The sequence below is a fragment of the Methylobacter svalbardensis genome (genome assembly GCF_037671525.1).
Taxonomy (GTDB): domain Bacteria; phylum Pseudomonadota; class Gammaproteobacteria; order Methylococcales; family Methylomonadaceae; genus Methylobacter_A; species Methylobacter_A svalbardensis.
Genome location: NZ_JAWPOH010000066.1, coordinates 1 through 16,428 on the forward strand (window position 1 = coordinate 1; position 16,428 = coordinate 16,428).

Below are 16,428 nucleotides of genomic sequence, written 5' to 3' on the forward strand. Positions count from 1 at the left end.
AAACTTTCCAAATAGGTGCGCTCATCCTCAGTTAAACGCACAATATATTTCTTTGCCAATCTATCGTTCCCCAATAATGTAAAAAACCTACTCTATGGGGATTTTATACGACAAAACAAGACTGACTGAGTACTAGGCCCCATTATTGCGGCTTTATTCATTACCTGTTGGGACAACATGGGGCAAGAAAGCCAGGCAAGTAAACGTCAATAACTTAATCAGCGTTATCAATCTCAAAGAATATCCATTTAACCCGCGCATGCGTTTGCTTGATTTGCCGTTCCATAGCATTGATTTCATCCACCGCAATACGCACTGTCATATCGGGTTGGAGTTCCGCCTTAATGCTAACCATGACATTATTGCCGTGATTGATCGCCCACACATTCAGTACCTGTAGTACACAGGACTGAGAGAGCATGCAAATTTAATCCTTTGCCTGTCGTATTATTTTCTGGCAATCAATGTTTTGAATCTCGCCTATATCAACTGGAGGTAGCAGCATGAGAGTAGACAAAGGATTAATTGAAATTTTTGGTTTTATGATAGTACCGGAAAAATTTAAGGTGGAACGAAGGGTAAGCGGACTAAAATCACGAGGATAAGGCGTCATAGCAAGTTCAAAGGTTTCGTTTTTAAATGACAAATAGCCATTTCCATGAACTACACTATCCTTGGTATTAAGCAATAAAGTTTTTGACTGGGCAATCCCGTCTTTAATATCGACATCAACAACGGCGCAGAGAATAGGAATTTGAGTATCTCCCAAAATATAGTAGCCAAGAGCGTGGAAAATATCTAAACCTATCAGCTCTACTATCAACGCGCTAATCTTACCATCGTATTGCACTAAATACGCTTTTCCATTGGAGCTTGAAAGAATATCTTTAAGCGTATTACCAGACCCTTTTAATTTCAATTTACCGTTAATTTTGCCCAACGTTTTCTGAATATCATTAACTTTCCTGATAAGCTTGCTCAAAGATAGGTCTATCACTTGGATTTGGATGTCAACATCTGACGGGTTTTTAGATCCATAGGCTGACATCCAAAGGTTCACTCGGCCATCGTCAATCCCGAACGTGACGGGTTCGAATTTCAAAACACCGTTGTTGAGTGATAATTGACCATCAAAGTTGGTTATGGGGATTTCCTTGTTAATAATATTCGTGGCACGAAGTCGGGCCTTTCCATTGGCTGCACGAATTTGTTTTAGGTCGAAACGATGATCAGGTATCAAAGAATCATCTTCCGTAATACTTTGTTCTGGATGGTTAGGTTCGCCGCCAATAAACCCACTTAAATCTGAAAGATCAAGCGTTTTTGCAAACAAATCCATATTGAAATACAAGGGTTCCAGTTTTGGGTTGACCTGCACAGTTCCTTGCAAATCACTATGGCCAATTTCACCGTGAAAATGGTCAAAGCGCCAAGTGGTTTCCTGCCGACTTAAATTTCCCGTTATTTTATAGGCTGAACTGGGCGGTAAGGGAAGGCCAGTTAGGGGGAATAATTCAGCAATATTAGGGCCTTTAATTGAAAGGTTAAGCTTGGGGTCGGCCACTTGAAGAGGGTGGCTCACTGTGCCGTGAATGGCTATTTCAGTTTGGCCAAAAGCCATATTTAACTTGACTGGGTAGGGCTTTTTTTCTGAACGCAATTCTGAATAAGAACCTGCAGAAGCGAGCAGATTTAGGGTTTTGTGTTGATAACTCCCCTTGCTCTCAATCGTAATCGGCAGTTGCCAGCTACCAGAACCTTTTAAGGAATCTATACCCCCTTCAAAATTCATATCACGGATTTCATCATAATAATGAAATATTCCAGAAATAATATGCAGATTCTCGAAAATAACCGGTAACTCAAGAACGCTTGAATCAGCTTTCCGGTCAGAAAAACTCCAGTTAGTATCACCTTTCTTATTTTTGAATAAGAATAATTCCGGCTTGCTAATGCTTAAATCATTAACGAAGATATCTCCATGAAATAGTTTCGGTATTGAAATTTGTAATGACAATTGATCAATTTTTGCAACATTTTCCGACCTCGGCCAAGCATTATTTTTGATTGAAATATTATTAAGCATCAGTTCAGGTTGCCGGCCGATTTCTAGGAGAGTTTTGCCTTTTATATCAAGTTTTAGTCTTTCGGTATTAACGATAGTCTCAACAAACCAGACTCTGAAATTATTGGAATAGGCAAAACTTAGTAGAAGACTTCCGGAGGCAAAGAACCCTATTAGTAGGATGAATAAAAATATACGGATTATGGTTTTCAGTTTGAATTTCATTCTTTGATTATTTTCCTGGGAACGCTTAAATAGTTTTTATGCCCGCTCTGGTTCTGTCGCAAATATTCATAAAGTGCAAAGCCGCACTTATCTGCGGACACAGTTATCCAGCTAACGCCATAAACTGCTTATAAGCCGGAATATTGCTTTCTGACAGCTGATTTTTTGAATCATGTCGCCATTTCAATGGTATCGATAGTCGCTCGTGCTGAATGAAATACTTTGAATCCCTTCATAGGACGGGTGATTTTCTTGATTAATCTGTGATCCTGCTCGACCACATTGTTCAAATACTTAACTTGGTATATTTCAATAAAGCAGATCAATCCTGCCAGCATCAGTAACATATTGATATTCTCAAGGCCCGCATAGTTAGCGCCGCTTTTATCCATGACGACTTTATGGGGGAAACCATTGTTGTTGATCGCCTGTTTAAAGAACGCGGTGACGGCCATTTCGTCGCGATGTTTAGACAACATGAGATCAACGGTTTCACCTTATTTATCGACCGCTCGGTACAAGTAAACCCATTGTCCTTTGACTTTAACGTAGGTTTCATCCATCCGCCATGACGTAGCAACGGTACATTTACGCTTTTTGGCCTCTTCAGCTATTAACGGCGAATAGTCGATAACCCAACGGTTAAGGGTTTCATGATCAACATTATCGCCACGTTCCTCCATTATTTCTTCTAGATCGCGTTAAGATATGCCATAACGGACATAGAAAAAAACAGCGTAAAGAATGACATCTTTTGGAAAATAGGCGCCTTTAAAATTAATCATTAGTTTTTCAATTGCTAAAATTGGTGATTATCGCGCAAACTGATAAAATTTGCGACAGACCCCATCCTTATTGACCAAAGCTGCTGCAATTTTAGGCAAAAAAAAGGCGGGCTATGCACCCGCCAACCTTTGAGGGGTAACGAAACCAATGTTCGTTTATTGCGCGGCTTTCAGATGCGTTACCGCTTCTTCGGCGGACTTCTTCGCTAAATCCGCATGCTTCATCTTGCCGTGATCGATAGCATCATTCAGGCTCGTGATGCCTGCATCCAGGTGTTCATTGGCGGCTTTCGCATGGGTCTTGGCTTTCTCCGCATGTTCGGCGATAGTCTTGCCATCGTCGGTTTTAGCTGCGGCCTCCGCGTGCTTGATCGCCTCCGCCATGTGGCTTTCCCCGGCATAAGCGCCAAAAGAGGCTAACGTCAAAACGGAGCCTGCCAATAAACCGATGAGTTTCCTGTTGGTGAACTTCATATTCATTTCCTGTAAAAAATTTGAGAGTGTCTCGTTGCGGCTGAGCAGCAGACAAGTTTGTCCAGACTTGCCTGCATAACTTGGCATTACTGGTTTTAGTTGCCTTCCTTAATAGCCTTTTTGGCATCACCATAACCCTTCTGGGCCTTGCCCATATTCTTTTGGACATTTCCTTCTACCCGCTTATCTTTGTCATCTGTTATCACACCGGTGGCTTCCTTGACTTTACCTTTGGCTTCATCGACTCGGCCTTCTACTTGATCTTTGTTCATAGGGGTAGGCTCTTTACTTTCTACGGCATATACGCCAAACGAGCAGAATGTCAAAACAAGAACTGCTCCTAAATCGGTGAGTTTCATTTTGGTGAATTTCATATTTATTTCCTGTAAAAGTATTTGTGATTATCTCGTTGCCGGCGCACAGCCGCCCAGTCTGTCTGGACTCGGCTGCATAGCCCAGCAGTACCTATTTTATTTGTCTTTTTTAATATCTTCCTTGAGATCGCCAAAGCCCGCCCGACCCTTGCCGACGTTTTTTTGGACATTTCCTTCTACTTCCATACCTTTGTCGTCCAATACCTTGCCGGTGACTTCCTTAACTTTGCCTTTGGCTTCTTCGACGCGGCCTTTTACTTGATCTTTGTTCATGAGTGTCTCCTGATAATTATTTAGCCATGACCGGATAGTCGTGACCACAGCCTGGAATGATGTATCCCATCGCTTAACAATAACACTACATCCTAGACTGAACGCGTTCAGTGCGGAAACGCACATAGATTCAGGATTTTCCTAAATGCTCAACCTATTTCACACCACTCAGGTGCGGCAAGGATATAGATACGGATTAAGTCGACACGACTGCCTGATGACGGTGCGGCTTTATTGGCGACATATCGCCGACCTCAACTTTCATCTGCCGCGTATGCAAAAACGGCTCAAGAATGCCGACTGATTGCGATAACAACGTGTCTATACAGATTGGATTTATGGCAACCTTGCTGATGTCGGCGGGGCTGAGGAATATTACCGGCAATGATAGTGTGTGCGATAACGTACCGACAGCGTCTGAGGTATGGGTTAGATTTAACATTACAGTTCAAAGAGCACATGAATCCATGGTAACCGATAACCCATTTACACAAAATATATAGGGCTCTCTCGAAAAGAAGAAATCCATGCAGAAAAATAGATCACCATGGACGTAACCCGTTCGGAAGTAATGCATTCAGGTGACATTTGTGCCTTCAATAATCGCTCTTTACCTTCCAACTGGAGATGCCGAATGCACCACTCTTTCATTTTTCGCCTGCTCGTCTGCCTGTTAATACTGAATATTGACGCCTGTGGCGATGTGGCGACATTGCCGGAACAGGCGGGCGTCGGTCCCCATCCGACGCTACCGCCGCCTAACCCCACGCTATTCCCCACCGTCAATATAGCCCCGGCCAAAGGCTGGCCTGAAGGCATAACGCCAAAGGCTGTCGCTGGCCTTGCAGTGAACGCCTTTGCGACCGGCCTCGACCACCCGCGCTGGCTCTATGTGCTCCCCAACGGCGATGTACTGGTTGCCGAAACCAATGCCCCACCCCAGCCCGAAAATAGCAAAGGCCTTAAGGGCTGGTTGATGAAGCGGGTCATGAAACGCGCGGGGGCGGGCGTACCGAGCGCTAATCGCATCACGCTGTTGCGCGATGCAAATGGCGACGGCATCGCAGAAACGCGAACAGTCTTCCTGAAAGGGTTGAGTTCCCCCTTTGGCATGGCGCTCGTTGGCAACAATTTTTATATTGCCAATACCGATGAACTTGTGCGCTTTCCTTATCATACCGGCGAAACTCAGATCAATGAGCCCGGTGTAAAAGTGCTTGATTTGCCTGCAGGCCCGATCAACCATCACTGGACCAAAAATGTAATCGCCAGCCGCGATGGTTCGCGTCTGTATGTCACGGTCGGCTCCAATAGCAATGTCGGCGAAAACGGTGTGGAAAACGAGGTCAACCGCGCCGCCATCTGGGAAGTTGATCCAGCAACAGGCCGTTTGCGCATCTTCGCCTCGGGTTTGCGCAACCCCAATGGCCTTGCCTGGCAACCGCAGCGCGGTGCACTCTGGACTACCGTCAACGAACGCGATGAGATCGGCAGTGACTTGGTGCCCGACTATATGACCTCGATAAAAGACGGCGCTTTCTACGGATGGCCTTACAGCTATTACGGCCAGCATGCCGATACGAGAGTGAAGCCGCCACGGCCTGACTTGATAGCTAAAGCGATTGCGCCGGATTATGCGCTTGGCGCCCATACAGCTTCGCTCGGGCTAGTCTTCTATACGGGCAATTTATTGCCGAAGCGCTTTATGGGAGGGGCGTTTATCGGTCAGCACGGCTCCTGGAACCGTCAACCCCGGAGTGGTTACAAAGTGATTTTTGTGCCGTTCGCCGACGGATATCCTACTGTGACACCTGAGGATATACTCACCGGCTTTGTCAGTGCGCAGGGTGATGCGCTGGGTCGTCCGGTTGGTGTGGCCGTTGATCTAGCTGGCGCACTGCTTGTCGCCGATGACGTTGGCAACAGCATATGGCGGGTGACCCCCGCCATAGAGGAATAGGGTGGCATCTATTTTTTAAAGTTAAACAGGTTGTCTTCTTTTTTTATCCCGGATACAGGGAACTTTACTGTGCGACAACGCACAGACGCAAGTCATCAAAACTGGGAAGCTGAAACCGTTCCGTAATGGAATAAAAGGGTAGAAAATATAAATTAACCACTATTTTTAATTTTAACCAGGAGCAAAATAATGAACGCTAATACTATGCAATCCTGCATTGACGCCTGCACGAAGTGCTATCAGACTTGCTTGCAGACCGCCATGAATCATTGTCTTGAAACCGGCGGTAAGCACGTAGAACCGAGCCATTTCCGGCTGATGATCAACTGCGCTCAGATTTGCCAGACTTCGGCAGACCTGCAACTGTCCGGTTCGGAATTTACCGCACAATACTGCGGCCTTTGCGCTGAGGTGTGTGAAGCCTGCGCCCAAAGCTGTGCCACCTTGGGAATGACTGATTGCGAAAAAGCTTGCCGGGATTGCGCGGCAAGCTGTCGCGCTATGGCAAGCCACTAAAAGATGCTTTATTACACCTAAGATGCACGCAAAGTCCTGGACTACTAATGGATTTAACCGTGACAACTTTGTAATGCAATTTCAACAGGCCCTATGCCGACAGACTAGCAGCTACAATCGCCGCCGACTACCGGACCCCTAACTTGCGAGCGCTTTTCCAGTAAAGCGACGCGTTCATTACCCACAGCGTCGCGGCGGCAAGTTGCCGTCGCGCAAAATCAATTGGAGATTCATGATGACCAAAGCAAATACAGGGGATCAACCCGTCAAGGGCAAACCGGCAAAGTCCGGACCTGAAGAAGTAGCCGTTTTAGTCGGCAGCGGCGGAGAGTGGCACCAGACGGCCAATGGCGATCAGCCAGCGTTGACAACCAATCAGGGTTTGCCGATTTCCGACAATCAGAACTCCCTGAGAGCCCATCCGAGCGGTCCGACGCTGCTGGAAGATTTCATCCTGCGTGAAAAAATCACTCATTTCGACCACGAGCGGATTCCGGAACGCATCGTCCATGCCCGCGGCACGGGCGCACACGGCTTTTTCGAACTGACCGAATCCCTGAAAAAATACACAACCGCCAAAGTGCTGACCGAAGTGGGTGAACAAACGCCTCTGTTCACACGTATCTCAACCGTGGCAGGCGGGTCCGGTTCGGCCGATACTCCACGCGATGTTCGAGGCTTCGCCGTCAAGTTTTACACGAAAGAGGGCAATTGGGATTTGGTCGGCAATAATATCCCGGTCTTCTTCATTCAGGATGCCATCAAATTTCCCGACCTCATTCATGCCGTCAAAATGGAACCGGATCGTGGCTTTCCTCAGGCGGCGTCGGCGCATGATACCTTCTGGGACTATATTTCACTGACCCCGGAAGCAATGCATATGGTGATGTGGATCATGTCCGACCGCACCTTGCCGCGTTCGCTACGGATGATCGAAGGCTTCGGTATTCATAGCTTTCGTCTGGTCAATGCCGCAGGCGAATCGACCTTCGTGAAATTCCATTGGCGGCCGAAACTCGGTTTGCAATCGACCCTCTGGGACGAAGCGGTCAAGATTGCCGGCGCCGATTCCGACTTTCATCGCCGCGACCTGTTCGAAGCGATCAGCGCCGGCGATTTTCCGGAATGGGAATTGGCGGTGCAGCTGTTCTCGCAAGAAGAAGCAGACACCTTCCCGATCGATCATCTCGATCCAACCAAATTGATACCGGAAGAATGGGTGCCGTTGCAAGTTATCGGGCGCATGGTGCTCAACCGCTGGCCGGACAATTTTTTTGCGGAGACTGAACAGGTGGCGTTCTGCCCGTCCCATGTCATACCCGGCATCGATTTCTCGAACGATCCGTTATTGCAGGGGCGCCTGTTCTCATATCAGGACACGCAGTTATCCCGTTTGGGCTCGGCGAATTTTCACCAGATACCCGTCAATGCTCCGCAGTGCCCGTTCGCCAATCACCAGCGCGACGGTCATATGCAAATGGCGCAACCGGCCGGACGCGTATCCTATGAACCGAATACCCTGGCAGCGGACTCCCCACGCGAACAACCGGAGACCGGCTTTCGCAGTGCGACGGTGGACGAGACTGGCGCAAAGGGCCGGATTCGGGCGGAGAGCTTTGCCGATCATTACAGTCAGGCTCGGCAGTTTTATCGCAGCCAAAACTCCTTCGAACAGGCGCATCTTGCCTCCGCTTTGGTATTTGAGCTCTCGAAGGTCGATCATCCGCACATCCGAGAAGCCATGGTCGGTCACTTGCGCCATATCGAAGAGGACCTCGCACAACGGGTTGCCTCCGGTCTCGGTATGAGCGAGCTGCCACAAGCACCCGTTGCAGCTATTGCGATACAGGAGTTAGACCTATCACCGGCGCTGCAACTTATTGGCAAGATGAAGGATACGCTCAAAGGTCGCGCTATCGGGGTATTGATTGCGGACGGATCGGACGCGGCAAGCATCGACGCTGTCAAGCAGGCAGTCACTGTTGCAGGCGCAAAAGTGAAGATTATTGCAGCGAAAATCGGCGAAGCGAAACTCGCCGACGGCTCACTTTTGAAAATCGATGGCCAGTTGGCCGGCACGCCGTCGGTGATGTTCGACGCGATTGCCATCATCCTCTCCGACCAAGCCGCCGCGTTATTGGGCAAGGAAGCCGCCGCCATCGATTTCGTACGCGACGCCTTCGGTCATCTGAAAGCGATCGGTGTTGATAAAGGCGGCGAAGCCTTACTGAAAATAGCGGCTTTCGAGCGAGACGCCGGTGTGATTGCCATCGATACCCTGGATCGCTTTATTGCCGCAGCCAAGACACGTCAGTGGGAGCGGGAAGCGAACATCAGAACACTCGCTTGATAAGGATGCCATTGCTCTTGGGCGTCAAACCCCTTTTAATTCCAGGCGTAATATCATTATTACGCCTGAGTTGATAAAGGCGGATTTATAGCATTCACTCTGGATTCCACCAGTTTCGGAAACTCATCATCGCTATGATAGGATGCCAAATCGATTCATTTCCTTAAACCTGTTTTCCATGCAAAAAAATACCCCTTATATTCTTTTTCTGACCTTTGTTTTGTTAGTGACAGTGTCTTTTTTCTTATTGATTAAGGATTTTTTATTAGCCTGTTTTTGGGCCATCATTCTGGCAGTAGTTTTTGATCCTGTTTATCAGCGATTTAAGCAATATTTTAAAAATTCGGAAATACTAGCCTTGTTTTTGACCATGATGATGATTATCCTGGTTTTTGTGATCCCTTTGTTGACCATAACCTTGATGATAACGGAGGAAAGTACCAACTATTATATAAAAATTGCAAGTGGGGAAATAAATCCCCAAGTCTATTTTCAAAAGACTCTCAAGCTTCTTTTGCCTAAGTTCAATAAGCTTTCACATATGCAGGCATTAACCGTTGACCAGATAAGCGCTTCAGTAGGGAATGCCTTTGCAGAAGCCGTAAAATATATAGCCCAGCAAGTCCCCGCATTGACCCAGAACCTGTTAAATCTTATCGTTCAATTTGCCTTGACTTTCTATATCCTGTTTTTTCTATTTCGGGATGGCCAGCAATTGATAAGGAAACTCATCTCTCTGATTCCAATAGGTGACGGGATCGAAACAGAATTATTTGAGCGTTTCACCAGCGTAGCCAGAGCGACTGTTAAAGGCGGTTTGATCGTCGCTGTTATTCAAGGCAGTATCGGGGGATTTTTATTTTGGTTTGTAGGCATTCCCGCCGCTTTTTTATGGGGTATGTTAATGATAGTTTTATCTTTATTACCGATAGGCAGCACGCTAATTTGGGGTCCCGCTGCGATAATACTATTTTTACAAGGACAAACTTTAAAAGCAGCTATCGTTTTGGCAATCGGTATTTTAGTCATTGGTATGATTGATAATTTTCTGAGGCCACGGCTGATAGGTAAAGACAGTAAAATGTCAGATTATCTGGTATTGGTATCCACTCTGGGTGGATTAACCTGGTTTTCCTTAACAGGATTTGTACTAGGCCCCATCATTGCCGCTTTATTCATTACTTGTTGGGACCTAATGGGACAAGAAAGCCAGGCAAGTAAACGAAAATAACTTAATCAGCGTTATCAATCTCAAAGAATATCCATTTAACCCGCGTATGCGTTTGCTTGATTTGCCGTTCCATAGCATTGATTTCATCAACTGCATTCATAACTGTCATATCGGGTTGGAGCTCGGCTTTAATGGTAACCATGACATTATTGCCGTGATTGATCGCCCACACATTCAGCACCTGTAACACACAGGGCTGGCTCTCCAGATAGTGCTGTACGTTATCACTGATATCTTCAGCCGCCTCACCGAGCAGCAATGAATGGACTTGTGTACCCACCACGACGGCAACGGTAATCAATAAAATTCCGATTAAAATCGAACCTGCCGCATCATAGGCGGTATTGCCGGTAATCATGGTCAGACCCAGCATTACCAGCGCAATCCCGAGTCCTGCCAAGGCTGCCACGTCTTCACCGGTAACCACCATCAGTTCGCTGGACTGAGTCTCTTTAAACCATTGCCATAGCGAGCGCGTGCCTTTCTCCTGTTGTATTGCCGCCAGCGCCCCTTTTAAGGAAAAATATTCCAAGCCCAACGCAATCAGCAAGACGAGCACTGCAATACCCTCATTTTCCACGGTGTGGGGGTGAGAATATCGCTGCCAGCCTTCATAAATGGAAATTACGCCACCCACGGAAAATAATATGAAAGCCACCATCATGGACCAGATATAAGATTCTCGCCCGAAACCCATGGGATGCTTGCGGGTCGCTTCTTTTTCAGAGCGTTTCATCCCGATAAACAGTAAGACCTGATTGCCACAATCGGCAAACGAGTGAATCGCTTCGGCTAATAGAGAGCCTGAACCGGTCCAGAAAGCTGCACCGGTTTTCGCTGCCGCGATACCTAAATTAGCCGCAAAGGCATAGAGAATAGCGATCGTCAGGTTGGGAGATGGCATGGATGATTTTGACCAAGCTAGATTGGAATAAAAATTGCTTTACTACGAGTTCAAAGAAACAGGAAAGTGTTATCAAGGATATAATCTAAACTCATCGAAATTTTTAACTTGAATAATACTTACCCGCTTAATTTTCTCTCAACAAACAATCCAATTCATCCACGAGCTCGCACCAATCCGAATCCTCTGCTACCGCTTCAGCCAGAAACGCAGCTTGTGCTCCGTTCCAGAAAGCTGCCTCAGATAAGGCAACAAAACGGGGTAATGGTCTGTGTTTTTCAATAAAAGTATTAATCTGATCCTTGTCGCCTGCCATACCTAATTGACAAAATAACGTCTGCATAGTGTGTATTGAAGTACCCATTTGGAATCCCCGGAAACTATTAAAGCTTTATGCAAAGGCCGGATTTGACCTCGGCGTATTTTTTCATTTTAGTGAAATTCAAACGCTTCAACGATTACTTTTGTCATCATTAACATTGCCAACAACGCCCGCTGTTGCGATAAAACGCAGAGCATCCTCAACAGACATATCTATTTCTGTTACATTTTCCCGTGACATAATGACTGTGTTGCCACCTATCGCATAACTGAATGGCAAATATACGGCAATCTGGTCATCGGCAATAAAAGTATGTAAAACTTCTTCAAAATCCGAAACGGTAATAAAACCTATTTGTTGACCATTGCCGGGGGGAACATTTACCAGAACTACCTGTTTAAATTTCCCTCTGTTTTCGCTGGAAAAAAGAGAACTAAAATCGCGTATTGCTGTATACACGCTTTTAATAACGGGAATCTGGAGTACGAGTTCTTCAAAATTATCGAACAGACTGCGGAAAGTTCGAGACTCCAGAAAGCCTCCGAAAAAATATATTACAGGCAGTCCTAACATAAAACCCAAGCCTTTTATGTACCAGCTATCGGGGAAGAAAAACTTGAAGATATTTCCCAACACCAATTCTGCAATGTCGGCAAACCAAAAGAGCAAATAAAGGGTGAGGGTAAAGGGGATAATAGCGATTAGCCCTTTGAAAAAGGTTTTACTGATGGGCTTCATTTTTAATGTCCAATTATCGTGATTCATATGCTAAATAATAATTTAAAATAAAAGAATTATGCTTTATATAACAAATTTAACCACAAAGCTTTCGCAACACACTCATAGAACTTTAGTGTGCTTTATATGTATCCCTTCCATCCGTAACAAAAGCCACAGACTCTCTACCGTATACAGTAAGCATTGCCAAAGTTGTTGTGCTTGTCGTTTATAGAACTCAACTTCTCATCAAAAGCGAAAAGCCACTATCTCCCTTGCCTCTATTATCGCATGAAGTCATTCGCCTATTAAATTGGCGGACTTGTCGACCACTCCTCCATCGCCTGGTCTCCTGGACGATCTACTTTAACTTTGCCGCCCTCGGTTGAGGTTACCCAACTTACCGGAATGTAATGGTGCTGACCGGTCTTATCTTTCTTCAGCTTGATGGTATTCGAGCCCTCCATATGGTCTACAGTGGCAAACTGGCCGTCTTGCGAGCAGACAACAGGCATATCAGGCTTTATTTGGTCGGTATTAATCATAATTTTTCTCCGGCTGGCTCAGTCTGAAAGTCTGAGCGAGTTTGATTGATAATTCTTAGTCGGTTAACTCAGGCAAGGTTTGAGAGTATTACCTATTTTTCGGACTTTAACGCGTTAATCGCTTTATTCTTAAAGAATGACTCCACTGTATGCCCCCCATTAAATCCCTTGCCTGTGTTTTTAATATACACGCATGACTAAAATCGGTCTGTACGGCTGAGCACATTGCAAATAGCTAATAGCTCCCAAATTGTTTGTCATTAATAATTTACATGGCATGAAGTTACCACAGGTTATAGAAAAATGGCGGATGACCGATGCATATTTTCAGCGGGGTGGTGAGGAGCTTGATTTCCCCAAAAGCGTCGATTCAACAGATAGGAAAAATTATCCCTATATTCCTGAGCATAGCGGCCTGATACCTCATGATAGGTGGCGGGCCAGATAGCTTTAAAATTACTGACGACCACATGGTCCCACGGCATCCCCTTCATCAGCCCATTCAAGAGGAGTGACTTTGGCGACTTTTCACCGTTATGTCCGTTGGCGTACAGATGCGTGGCGACTAATCGTACAACAATTTCTCAAACTTAAATCTATGGAGACTCATCATGACACTTCCTAATATCTCAGCCGCTGACGAACCTGGATGCAGACACGACTTGCCGGGCGTCTACTCCGAACATATACAAACTCACGCAAGCGTAGTGTTCGACGGCATCGCAACAAGGCGATGGCTAATTATCAGTATCGTCAGCAGTTGCTGACGGGAACAACATAGTGCGATTGCCCTGCCCCCGGCCCCCATATTGATAGTCGCTGACAGACGTGTTAGTTCCCGAACAGCCTTGTATGATTCAAAAGAAGCAACTAAACCAGTTTTTATTAGAATAGGAGTTCTGATAAAAAAGGTGAGGTAGACCGATACAGCCTTGGTTCATAATAAAACCGTCTAGGAGCGAGGGTCGCCTCACCACACTTTATGATTATCTCGAACAGTTGTCTGGAACACCTCGGTGATTCCGTATATACAAGAATGAGAATGTAAACTCAAGGTGATTACTCATGGTAAATAATGCTATCAAATTCAAGATGATTGGTGTCGATGTCGCTAAGCTTAAGTTAGATATAGCCTTTGATGGTAGTGGGTCAAACCTGTAACTTGGCATGAATATCGACGCCAAACTCTACCTTATTGATAAGCAGTCCAATGACCGTATCATGCATCAAAGCCGACTTGGAAAAGCAGATGGTTTTCCTTGTCAAACGCTTGATCCAAGTTCGTAGATTCAAGTTTTTGCGTTCAATTTTCTGAGTGTTCCGCTTGCCAATCTGATGTTTGGCAGTGTCTAAATGGCGCTCGTAGGCACCCCAATCATCGGTGTAATAACGGGTAATGTTGAACGGTTGAAGCAATGACTTCAGTTGCTTGAAGACCTCATCTTTACGTCTACCAAAGACATACGCCAGTATTGTGCTGGTCACATGATCAATTGCGTACCACAGCCAACGCTGCTCCGATTTCTTGCCCACATAAGACCACTGTTCGTCTATTTCGGCTTCACAGAAGGCTTCCAACCTAACTTCCATGCCATGTGACGCAGCCAGTGTATTAACAATAGGGTTTACCTGTGTAAGTATGGTTTGCTTTTTTTAGCGTGCTGATGACGGTGTTTTTGTTAATCCCCAACACCCGCCCAGTATCACGAATACCGCTGCCATTGATCGCCATCTCTACCACTTGGCGTTTGACACCAGGCACATAGGCTTTATAGCGATAATCAAGAAGGAATGTCTTGATTGAACAACCCTCAATATGGCATCGGTAACGTTGTGTTCCTTGCTCAGTACGGCCGGACTTTGTAATTTGGTTGCTGCCACACTCGGGGCAGACGATTTCTTGATAGCATGTCATGCGGCTAATAATACAACAAACTACAGATTTAACCCATTACCCTTTTTGGGTTGAGTTGTTTTGGAATAGCGATAAATTGGCTATTATTGCCCATCCCCTCGAATGTGCTGAGCTCCGCATATTCTCGAAAAGGTAAAAATTAGCAAACGCTTATAGATATCCATTATTGGAGATGGTTTACCTACGGTGTCATCCCTACCGACTGCCAGAGAAATTCATAGGAAACCGGTGCGCGGTGTTGAGCTTTGGCCTGCTGAGCTTCGCCATTTTCGTAGGTATGCAGCAAGAATTTTACCTGTTCCAATCCTTCTGCGTTTCAATCGCCTCACGCGGCGTTCTATCGCCCAGTATCGGTAATGGCTTGTCAGCCCAGTCCGCATAAAGCTGCCGAATGCTCTTCTCAATGATCTCGGTCAGCATCTCTGGCGGCAGTGTTTCCGGAGCCGATGTTTCCTTGGTCTCATTGGGCTGCAAATTAGCGAGCATCCCTTTCGGATCGGAAATTTCCCGGCTGACAAAGGCGACGACTTTGCCTGCGACTGCTTCGAACCAAGGTCGGCCTTCGTCCGCATACTTTTGAGTGCGATAAGATACTTTGATTCGATTCGGACGTTTGCCCGCATCAATGCCGATGCTCCGGCGTATCAGACCATCCGTCCCTTTAAAAATACGTCCTCACCCCTCCGCGCGACTACCTTCAATATCCGCTTCACCGGACAGGGCCTGATCCAGAGCGTCCCAGTCCCGAACCTGGTAATGATCGGTCATGAACAACAGCGGTTCGCCCGTCACATGATCAATCAATTGTGGCATTTCAAAGAATTCTAAAAATAACTCGAGCCAGTAATACGGGATAATGACACTGGTGACTTCCTTGGCGAGAGATGAATCAGGCTCGACACCTTCCAGTTCATCCCGGAGTTCTTCTAACAAGTCCCAGCTTCGGTTGCGGGGGAAAGCGTACACAGCTCCGGACAGTTCGAAATGATTTCCAACCGGCAGGATGCGTGCTGCCATGAGGTCGTAGGGGTTCGCTTGCCGTGATCCGGATTTTTCCCTGATGACAACAGGCGGGCGTTCAGGCAGCAGTACATCTCTTACTGTCATGGATTCGCCCGGTATCACAGTGATAATTTCGTAGAGCCTGAGCGGCATGGCTGTCAGCAGTTCTAGCCATTGCCGCTGTTCGGCGGAGAAGAGTGGACCACCCCGGCCGAGTAGCAAGTCCGCAACTCGATGATCCTGTCCCTTGAGGGTCATAACGCCATCCGCCAGGAACCATTCCATGGCATTGATCATAATGCCTTCATAGGAATCGCCGGGTAAATCCTCGAGCATTGCATAGTCATCGTCGTCGAGTCCGCCGAAAAAACCTTCATGGAGCGCTTCACGCGCTAGTTGGCCATATTTCGTGAAGAGCCACCGTATCGCCTTGGGAACCGCTTCGGAGCGATCGCTGTCCTTCGGGATATGCTCTGACTTCAAGCAGCACTGTTTATACTTTTTGCCGCTGCCACGGGGACAGGGATCGTTACGCCCGAGCTTTTTCATACATTGAATACAGTCACTGAAGTTTCCCAGTTTTTCAGGAGCAAGAATTTTAGAAAGTGGAAAAAATTTCGAAAATTTTTAGCAACTCTTAATGCACGTCAATGCATCCCCAAATAATTCATTTACCCATTAAAAAACAATAACTTATTGTCGAACGAAGCCTTGTTTTACTGTATAATGCTAGCCTATAAGCCACTGATTATACGAATAAAACGACCTCA

At 46.3% G+C, this 16,428-nt stretch carries 18 protein-coding genes and 1 pseudogene; 5 read left to right on the forward strand and 14 right to left on the reverse strand.

Annotation, left to right across the window (positions count from 1 at the left end; genetic code table 11):
• Positions 1–214: 214 nt before the first annotated feature.
• The 7 genes and pseudogenes from RW114_RS17140 to RW114_RS17170 all read right to left on the reverse strand — a co-directional run bounded on the left by RW114_RS17140 (position 215) and on the right by RW114_RS17170 (position 4,638).
• The gene (locus tag RW114_RS17140) at positions 215–421 is read right to left on the reverse strand and encodes a cation diffusion facilitator family transporter (protein WP_340123982.1); all 207 of its coding nucleotides are present in this window, start codon (positions 419–421) and stop codon (positions 215–217) included.
• 6 nt (positions 422–427) lie between these two features.
• Positions 428–2,290 (reverse strand): AsmA family protein, encoded by a 1,863-nt coding sequence (locus tag RW114_RS17145; RefSeq protein ID WP_340123983.1) that lies wholly within the window; start codon positions 2,288–2,290, stop codon positions 428–430.
• A gap of 103 nt (positions 2,291–2,393) precedes the next feature.
• Positions 2,394–3,075 (reverse strand): annotated as a pseudogene (locus RW114_RS17150) (IS6 family transposase).
• A gap of 156 nt (positions 3,076–3,231) precedes the next feature.
• Positions 3,232–3,636 (reverse strand): small metal-binding protein SmbP, encoded by a 405-nt coding sequence (smbP, locus tag RW114_RS17155; protein ID WP_340123984.1) that lies wholly within the window; start codon positions 3,634–3,636, stop codon positions 3,232–3,234.
• An 8-nt stretch (positions 3,637–3,644) separates the two neighbouring features.
• Positions 3,645–3,923 (reverse strand): CsbD family protein, encoded by a 279-nt coding sequence (locus RW114_RS17160; RefSeq protein ID WP_340123985.1) that lies wholly within the window; start codon positions 3,921–3,923, stop codon positions 3,645–3,647.
• Between the two features lie 96 nt (positions 3,924–4,019).
• Positions 4,020–4,196 carry a CsbD family protein gene (locus RW114_RS17165; protein ID WP_340123986.1) on the reverse strand — a complete coding sequence of 59 codons (177 nt, stop codon included), beginning with the start codon at positions 4,194–4,196 and terminating at the stop codon, positions 4,020–4,022.
• A 196-nt stretch (positions 4,197–4,392) separates the two neighbouring features.
• Complete coding sequence (locus RW114_RS17170; RefSeq protein WP_340123987.1) at positions 4,393–4,638, reverse strand: hypothetical protein; 246 nt, start codon at positions 4,636–4,638, stop codon at positions 4,393–4,395.
• Between the two features lie 192 nt (positions 4,639–4,830).
• Here RW114_RS17170 and RW114_RS17175 point away from each other — a divergent pair, with 192 nt between their 5' ends.
• The 4 genes from RW114_RS17175 (at position 4,831) to RW114_RS17190 (ending at position 10,253) form a co-directional block, all read left to right on the forward strand.
• Entirely contained in the window at positions 4,831–6,156 is a 1,326-nt protein-coding gene (locus RW114_RS17175; RefSeq protein ID WP_340123988.1) for a PQQ-dependent sugar dehydrogenase, read from the forward strand.
• 189 nt (positions 6,157–6,345) lie between these two features.
• A complete protein-coding gene (locus RW114_RS17180) occupies positions 6,346–6,672 on the forward strand; it encodes a four-helix bundle copper-binding protein (protein WP_340123989.1) in 327 nt (108 codons plus the stop codon).
• A 235-nt stretch (positions 6,673–6,907) separates the two neighbouring features.
• Positions 6,908–9,022, forward strand: coding sequence for a catalase (locus RW114_RS17185; RefSeq protein ID WP_340123990.1), 2,115 nt, complete (start codon positions 6,908–6,910; stop codon positions 9,020–9,022).
• A 178-nt stretch (positions 9,023–9,200) separates the two neighbouring features.
• The gene (locus RW114_RS17190; RefSeq protein WP_340123991.1) at positions 9,201–10,253 is read left to right on the forward strand and encodes an AI-2E family transporter; all 1,053 of its coding nucleotides are present in this window, start codon (positions 9,201–9,203) and stop codon (positions 10,251–10,253) included.
• A gap of 1 nt (position 10,254) precedes the next feature.
• Here the strand turns inward: RW114_RS17190 and RW114_RS17195 are convergent, their stop codons facing one another.
• The 4 genes from RW114_RS17195 to RW114_RS17210 all read right to left on the reverse strand — a co-directional run bounded on the left by RW114_RS17195 (position 10,255) and on the right by RW114_RS17210 (position 12,741).
• Positions 10,255–11,157: a cation diffusion facilitator family transporter gene (locus RW114_RS17195; protein WP_340123992.1), complete on the reverse strand. Its 903-nt coding sequence runs from the start codon at positions 11,155–11,157 to the stop codon at positions 10,255–10,257.
• Positions 11,158–11,284: 127 nt separating this feature from the next.
• Positions 11,285–11,521 carry a DUF2789 domain-containing protein gene (locus tag RW114_RS17200; RefSeq protein WP_340123993.1) on the reverse strand — a complete coding sequence of 79 codons (237 nt, stop codon included), beginning with the start codon at positions 11,519–11,521 and terminating at the stop codon, positions 11,285–11,287.
• Positions 11,522–11,608: 87 nt separating this feature from the next.
• Entirely contained in the window at positions 11,609–12,217 is a 609-nt protein-coding gene (locus RW114_RS17205) for a DUF502 domain-containing protein (protein WP_340123994.1), read from the reverse strand.
• Positions 12,218–12,504: 287 nt separating this feature from the next.
• Positions 12,505–12,741 (reverse strand): DUF2171 domain-containing protein, encoded by a 237-nt coding sequence (locus RW114_RS17210; protein ID WP_340123995.1) that lies wholly within the window; start codon positions 12,739–12,741, stop codon positions 12,505–12,507.
• 611 nt (positions 12,742–13,352) lie between these two features.
• Here RW114_RS17210 and RW114_RS17215 point away from each other — a divergent pair.
• Positions 13,353–13,508 (forward strand): hypothetical protein, encoded by a 156-nt coding sequence (locus RW114_RS17215; RefSeq protein ID WP_340123996.1) that lies wholly within the window; start codon positions 13,353–13,355, stop codon positions 13,506–13,508.
• Positions 13,509–13,890: 382 nt separating this feature from the next.
• Here the strand turns inward: RW114_RS17215 and RW114_RS17220 are convergent.
• From RW114_RS17220 to RW114_RS17230, 3 genes are all read right to left on the reverse strand, one after another.
• A protein-coding gene (locus RW114_RS17220; RefSeq protein WP_422614833.1) for an IS1 family transposase occupies positions 13,891–14,656 on the reverse strand; the annotation gives its coding sequence in 2 pieces (ribosomal slippage) (positions 13,891–14,395 and positions 14,394–14,656; 768 coding nt in all).
• Positions 14,657–14,947: 291 nt separating this feature from the next.
• On the reverse strand, positions 14,948–15,142 hold the full coding sequence (locus RW114_RS17225) for a hypothetical protein (RefSeq protein ID WP_340123997.1): 195 nt from the start codon (positions 15,140–15,142) through the stop codon (positions 14,948–14,950).
• Positions 15,143–15,331: 189 nt separating this feature from the next.
• Complete coding sequence (locus RW114_RS17230) at positions 15,332–16,207, reverse strand: YecA family protein (protein WP_340123998.1); 876 nt, start codon at positions 16,205–16,207, stop codon at positions 15,332–15,334.
• Between the last annotated feature and the right edge of the window lie 221 nt (positions 16,208–16,428).

Excerpts from the sequence above, each read along its gene's own strand:
- RW114_RS17215 (WP_340123996.1), top strand. The coding sequence starts at position 13,353 with ATGACACTTCCTAATATCTCAGCCGCTGACGAACCTGGATGCAGACAC.
- RW114_RS17180 (WP_340123989.1), top strand. The coding sequence starts at position 6,346 with ATGAACGCTAATACTATGCAATCCTGCATTGACGCCTGCACGAAGTGC.
- RW114_RS17140 (WP_340123982.1), bottom strand. The coding sequence starts at position 421 with ATGCTCTCTCAGTCCTGTGTACTACAGGTACTGAATGTGTGGGCGATC.
- RW114_RS17190 (WP_340123991.1), top strand. The coding sequence starts at position 9,201 with ATGCAAAAAAATACCCCTTATATTCTTTTTCTGACCTTTGTTTTGTTA.
- RW114_RS17225 (WP_340123997.1), bottom strand. The coding sequence starts at position 15,142 with ATGCTCGCTAATTTGCAGCCCAATGAGACCAAGGAAACATCGGCTCCG.
- RW114_RS17160 (WP_340123985.1), bottom strand. The coding sequence starts at position 3,923 with ATGAAATTCACCAAAATGAAACTCACCGATTTAGGAGCAGTTCTTGTT.
- RW114_RS17170 (WP_340123987.1), bottom strand. The coding sequence starts at position 4,638 with ATGTTAAATCTAACCCATACCTCAGACGCTGTCGGTACGTTATCGCAC.
- RW114_RS17195 (WP_340123992.1), bottom strand. The coding sequence starts at position 11,157 with ATGCCATCTCCCAACCTGACGATCGCTATTCTCTATGCCTTTGCGGCT.
- RW114_RS17210 (WP_340123995.1), bottom strand. The coding sequence starts at position 12,741 with ATGATTAATACCGACCAAATAAAGCCTGATATGCCTGTTGTCTGCTCG.
- RW114_RS17145 (WP_340123983.1), bottom strand. The coding sequence starts at position 2,290 with ATGAAATTCAAACTGAAAACCATAATCCGTATATTTTTATTCATCCTA.
- RW114_RS17205 (WP_340123994.1), bottom strand. The coding sequence starts at position 12,217 with ATGAAGCCCATCAGTAAAACCTTTTTCAAAGGGCTAATCGCTATTATC.
- RW114_RS17230 (WP_340123998.1), bottom strand. The coding sequence starts at position 16,207 with ATGAAAAAGCTCGGGCGTAACGATCCCTGTCCCCGTGGCAGCGGCAAA.
- RW114_RS17175 (WP_340123988.1), top strand. The coding sequence starts at position 4,831 with ATGCACCACTCTTTCATTTTTCGCCTGCTCGTCTGCCTGTTAATACTG.
- RW114_RS17185 (WP_340123990.1), top strand. The coding sequence starts at position 6,908 with ATGACCAAAGCAAATACAGGGGATCAACCCGTCAAGGGCAAACCGGCA.
- RW114_RS17200 (WP_340123993.1), bottom strand. The coding sequence starts at position 11,521 with ATGGGTACTTCAATACACACTATGCAGACGTTATTTTGTCAATTAGGT.
- smbP (WP_340123984.1), bottom strand. The coding sequence starts at position 3,636 with ATGCCAAGTTATGCAGGCAAGTCTGGACAAACTTGTCTGCTGCTCAGC.
- RW114_RS17165 (WP_340123986.1), bottom strand. The coding sequence starts at position 4,196 with ATGAACAAAGATCAAGTAAAAGGCCGCGTCGAAGAAGCCAAAGGCAAA.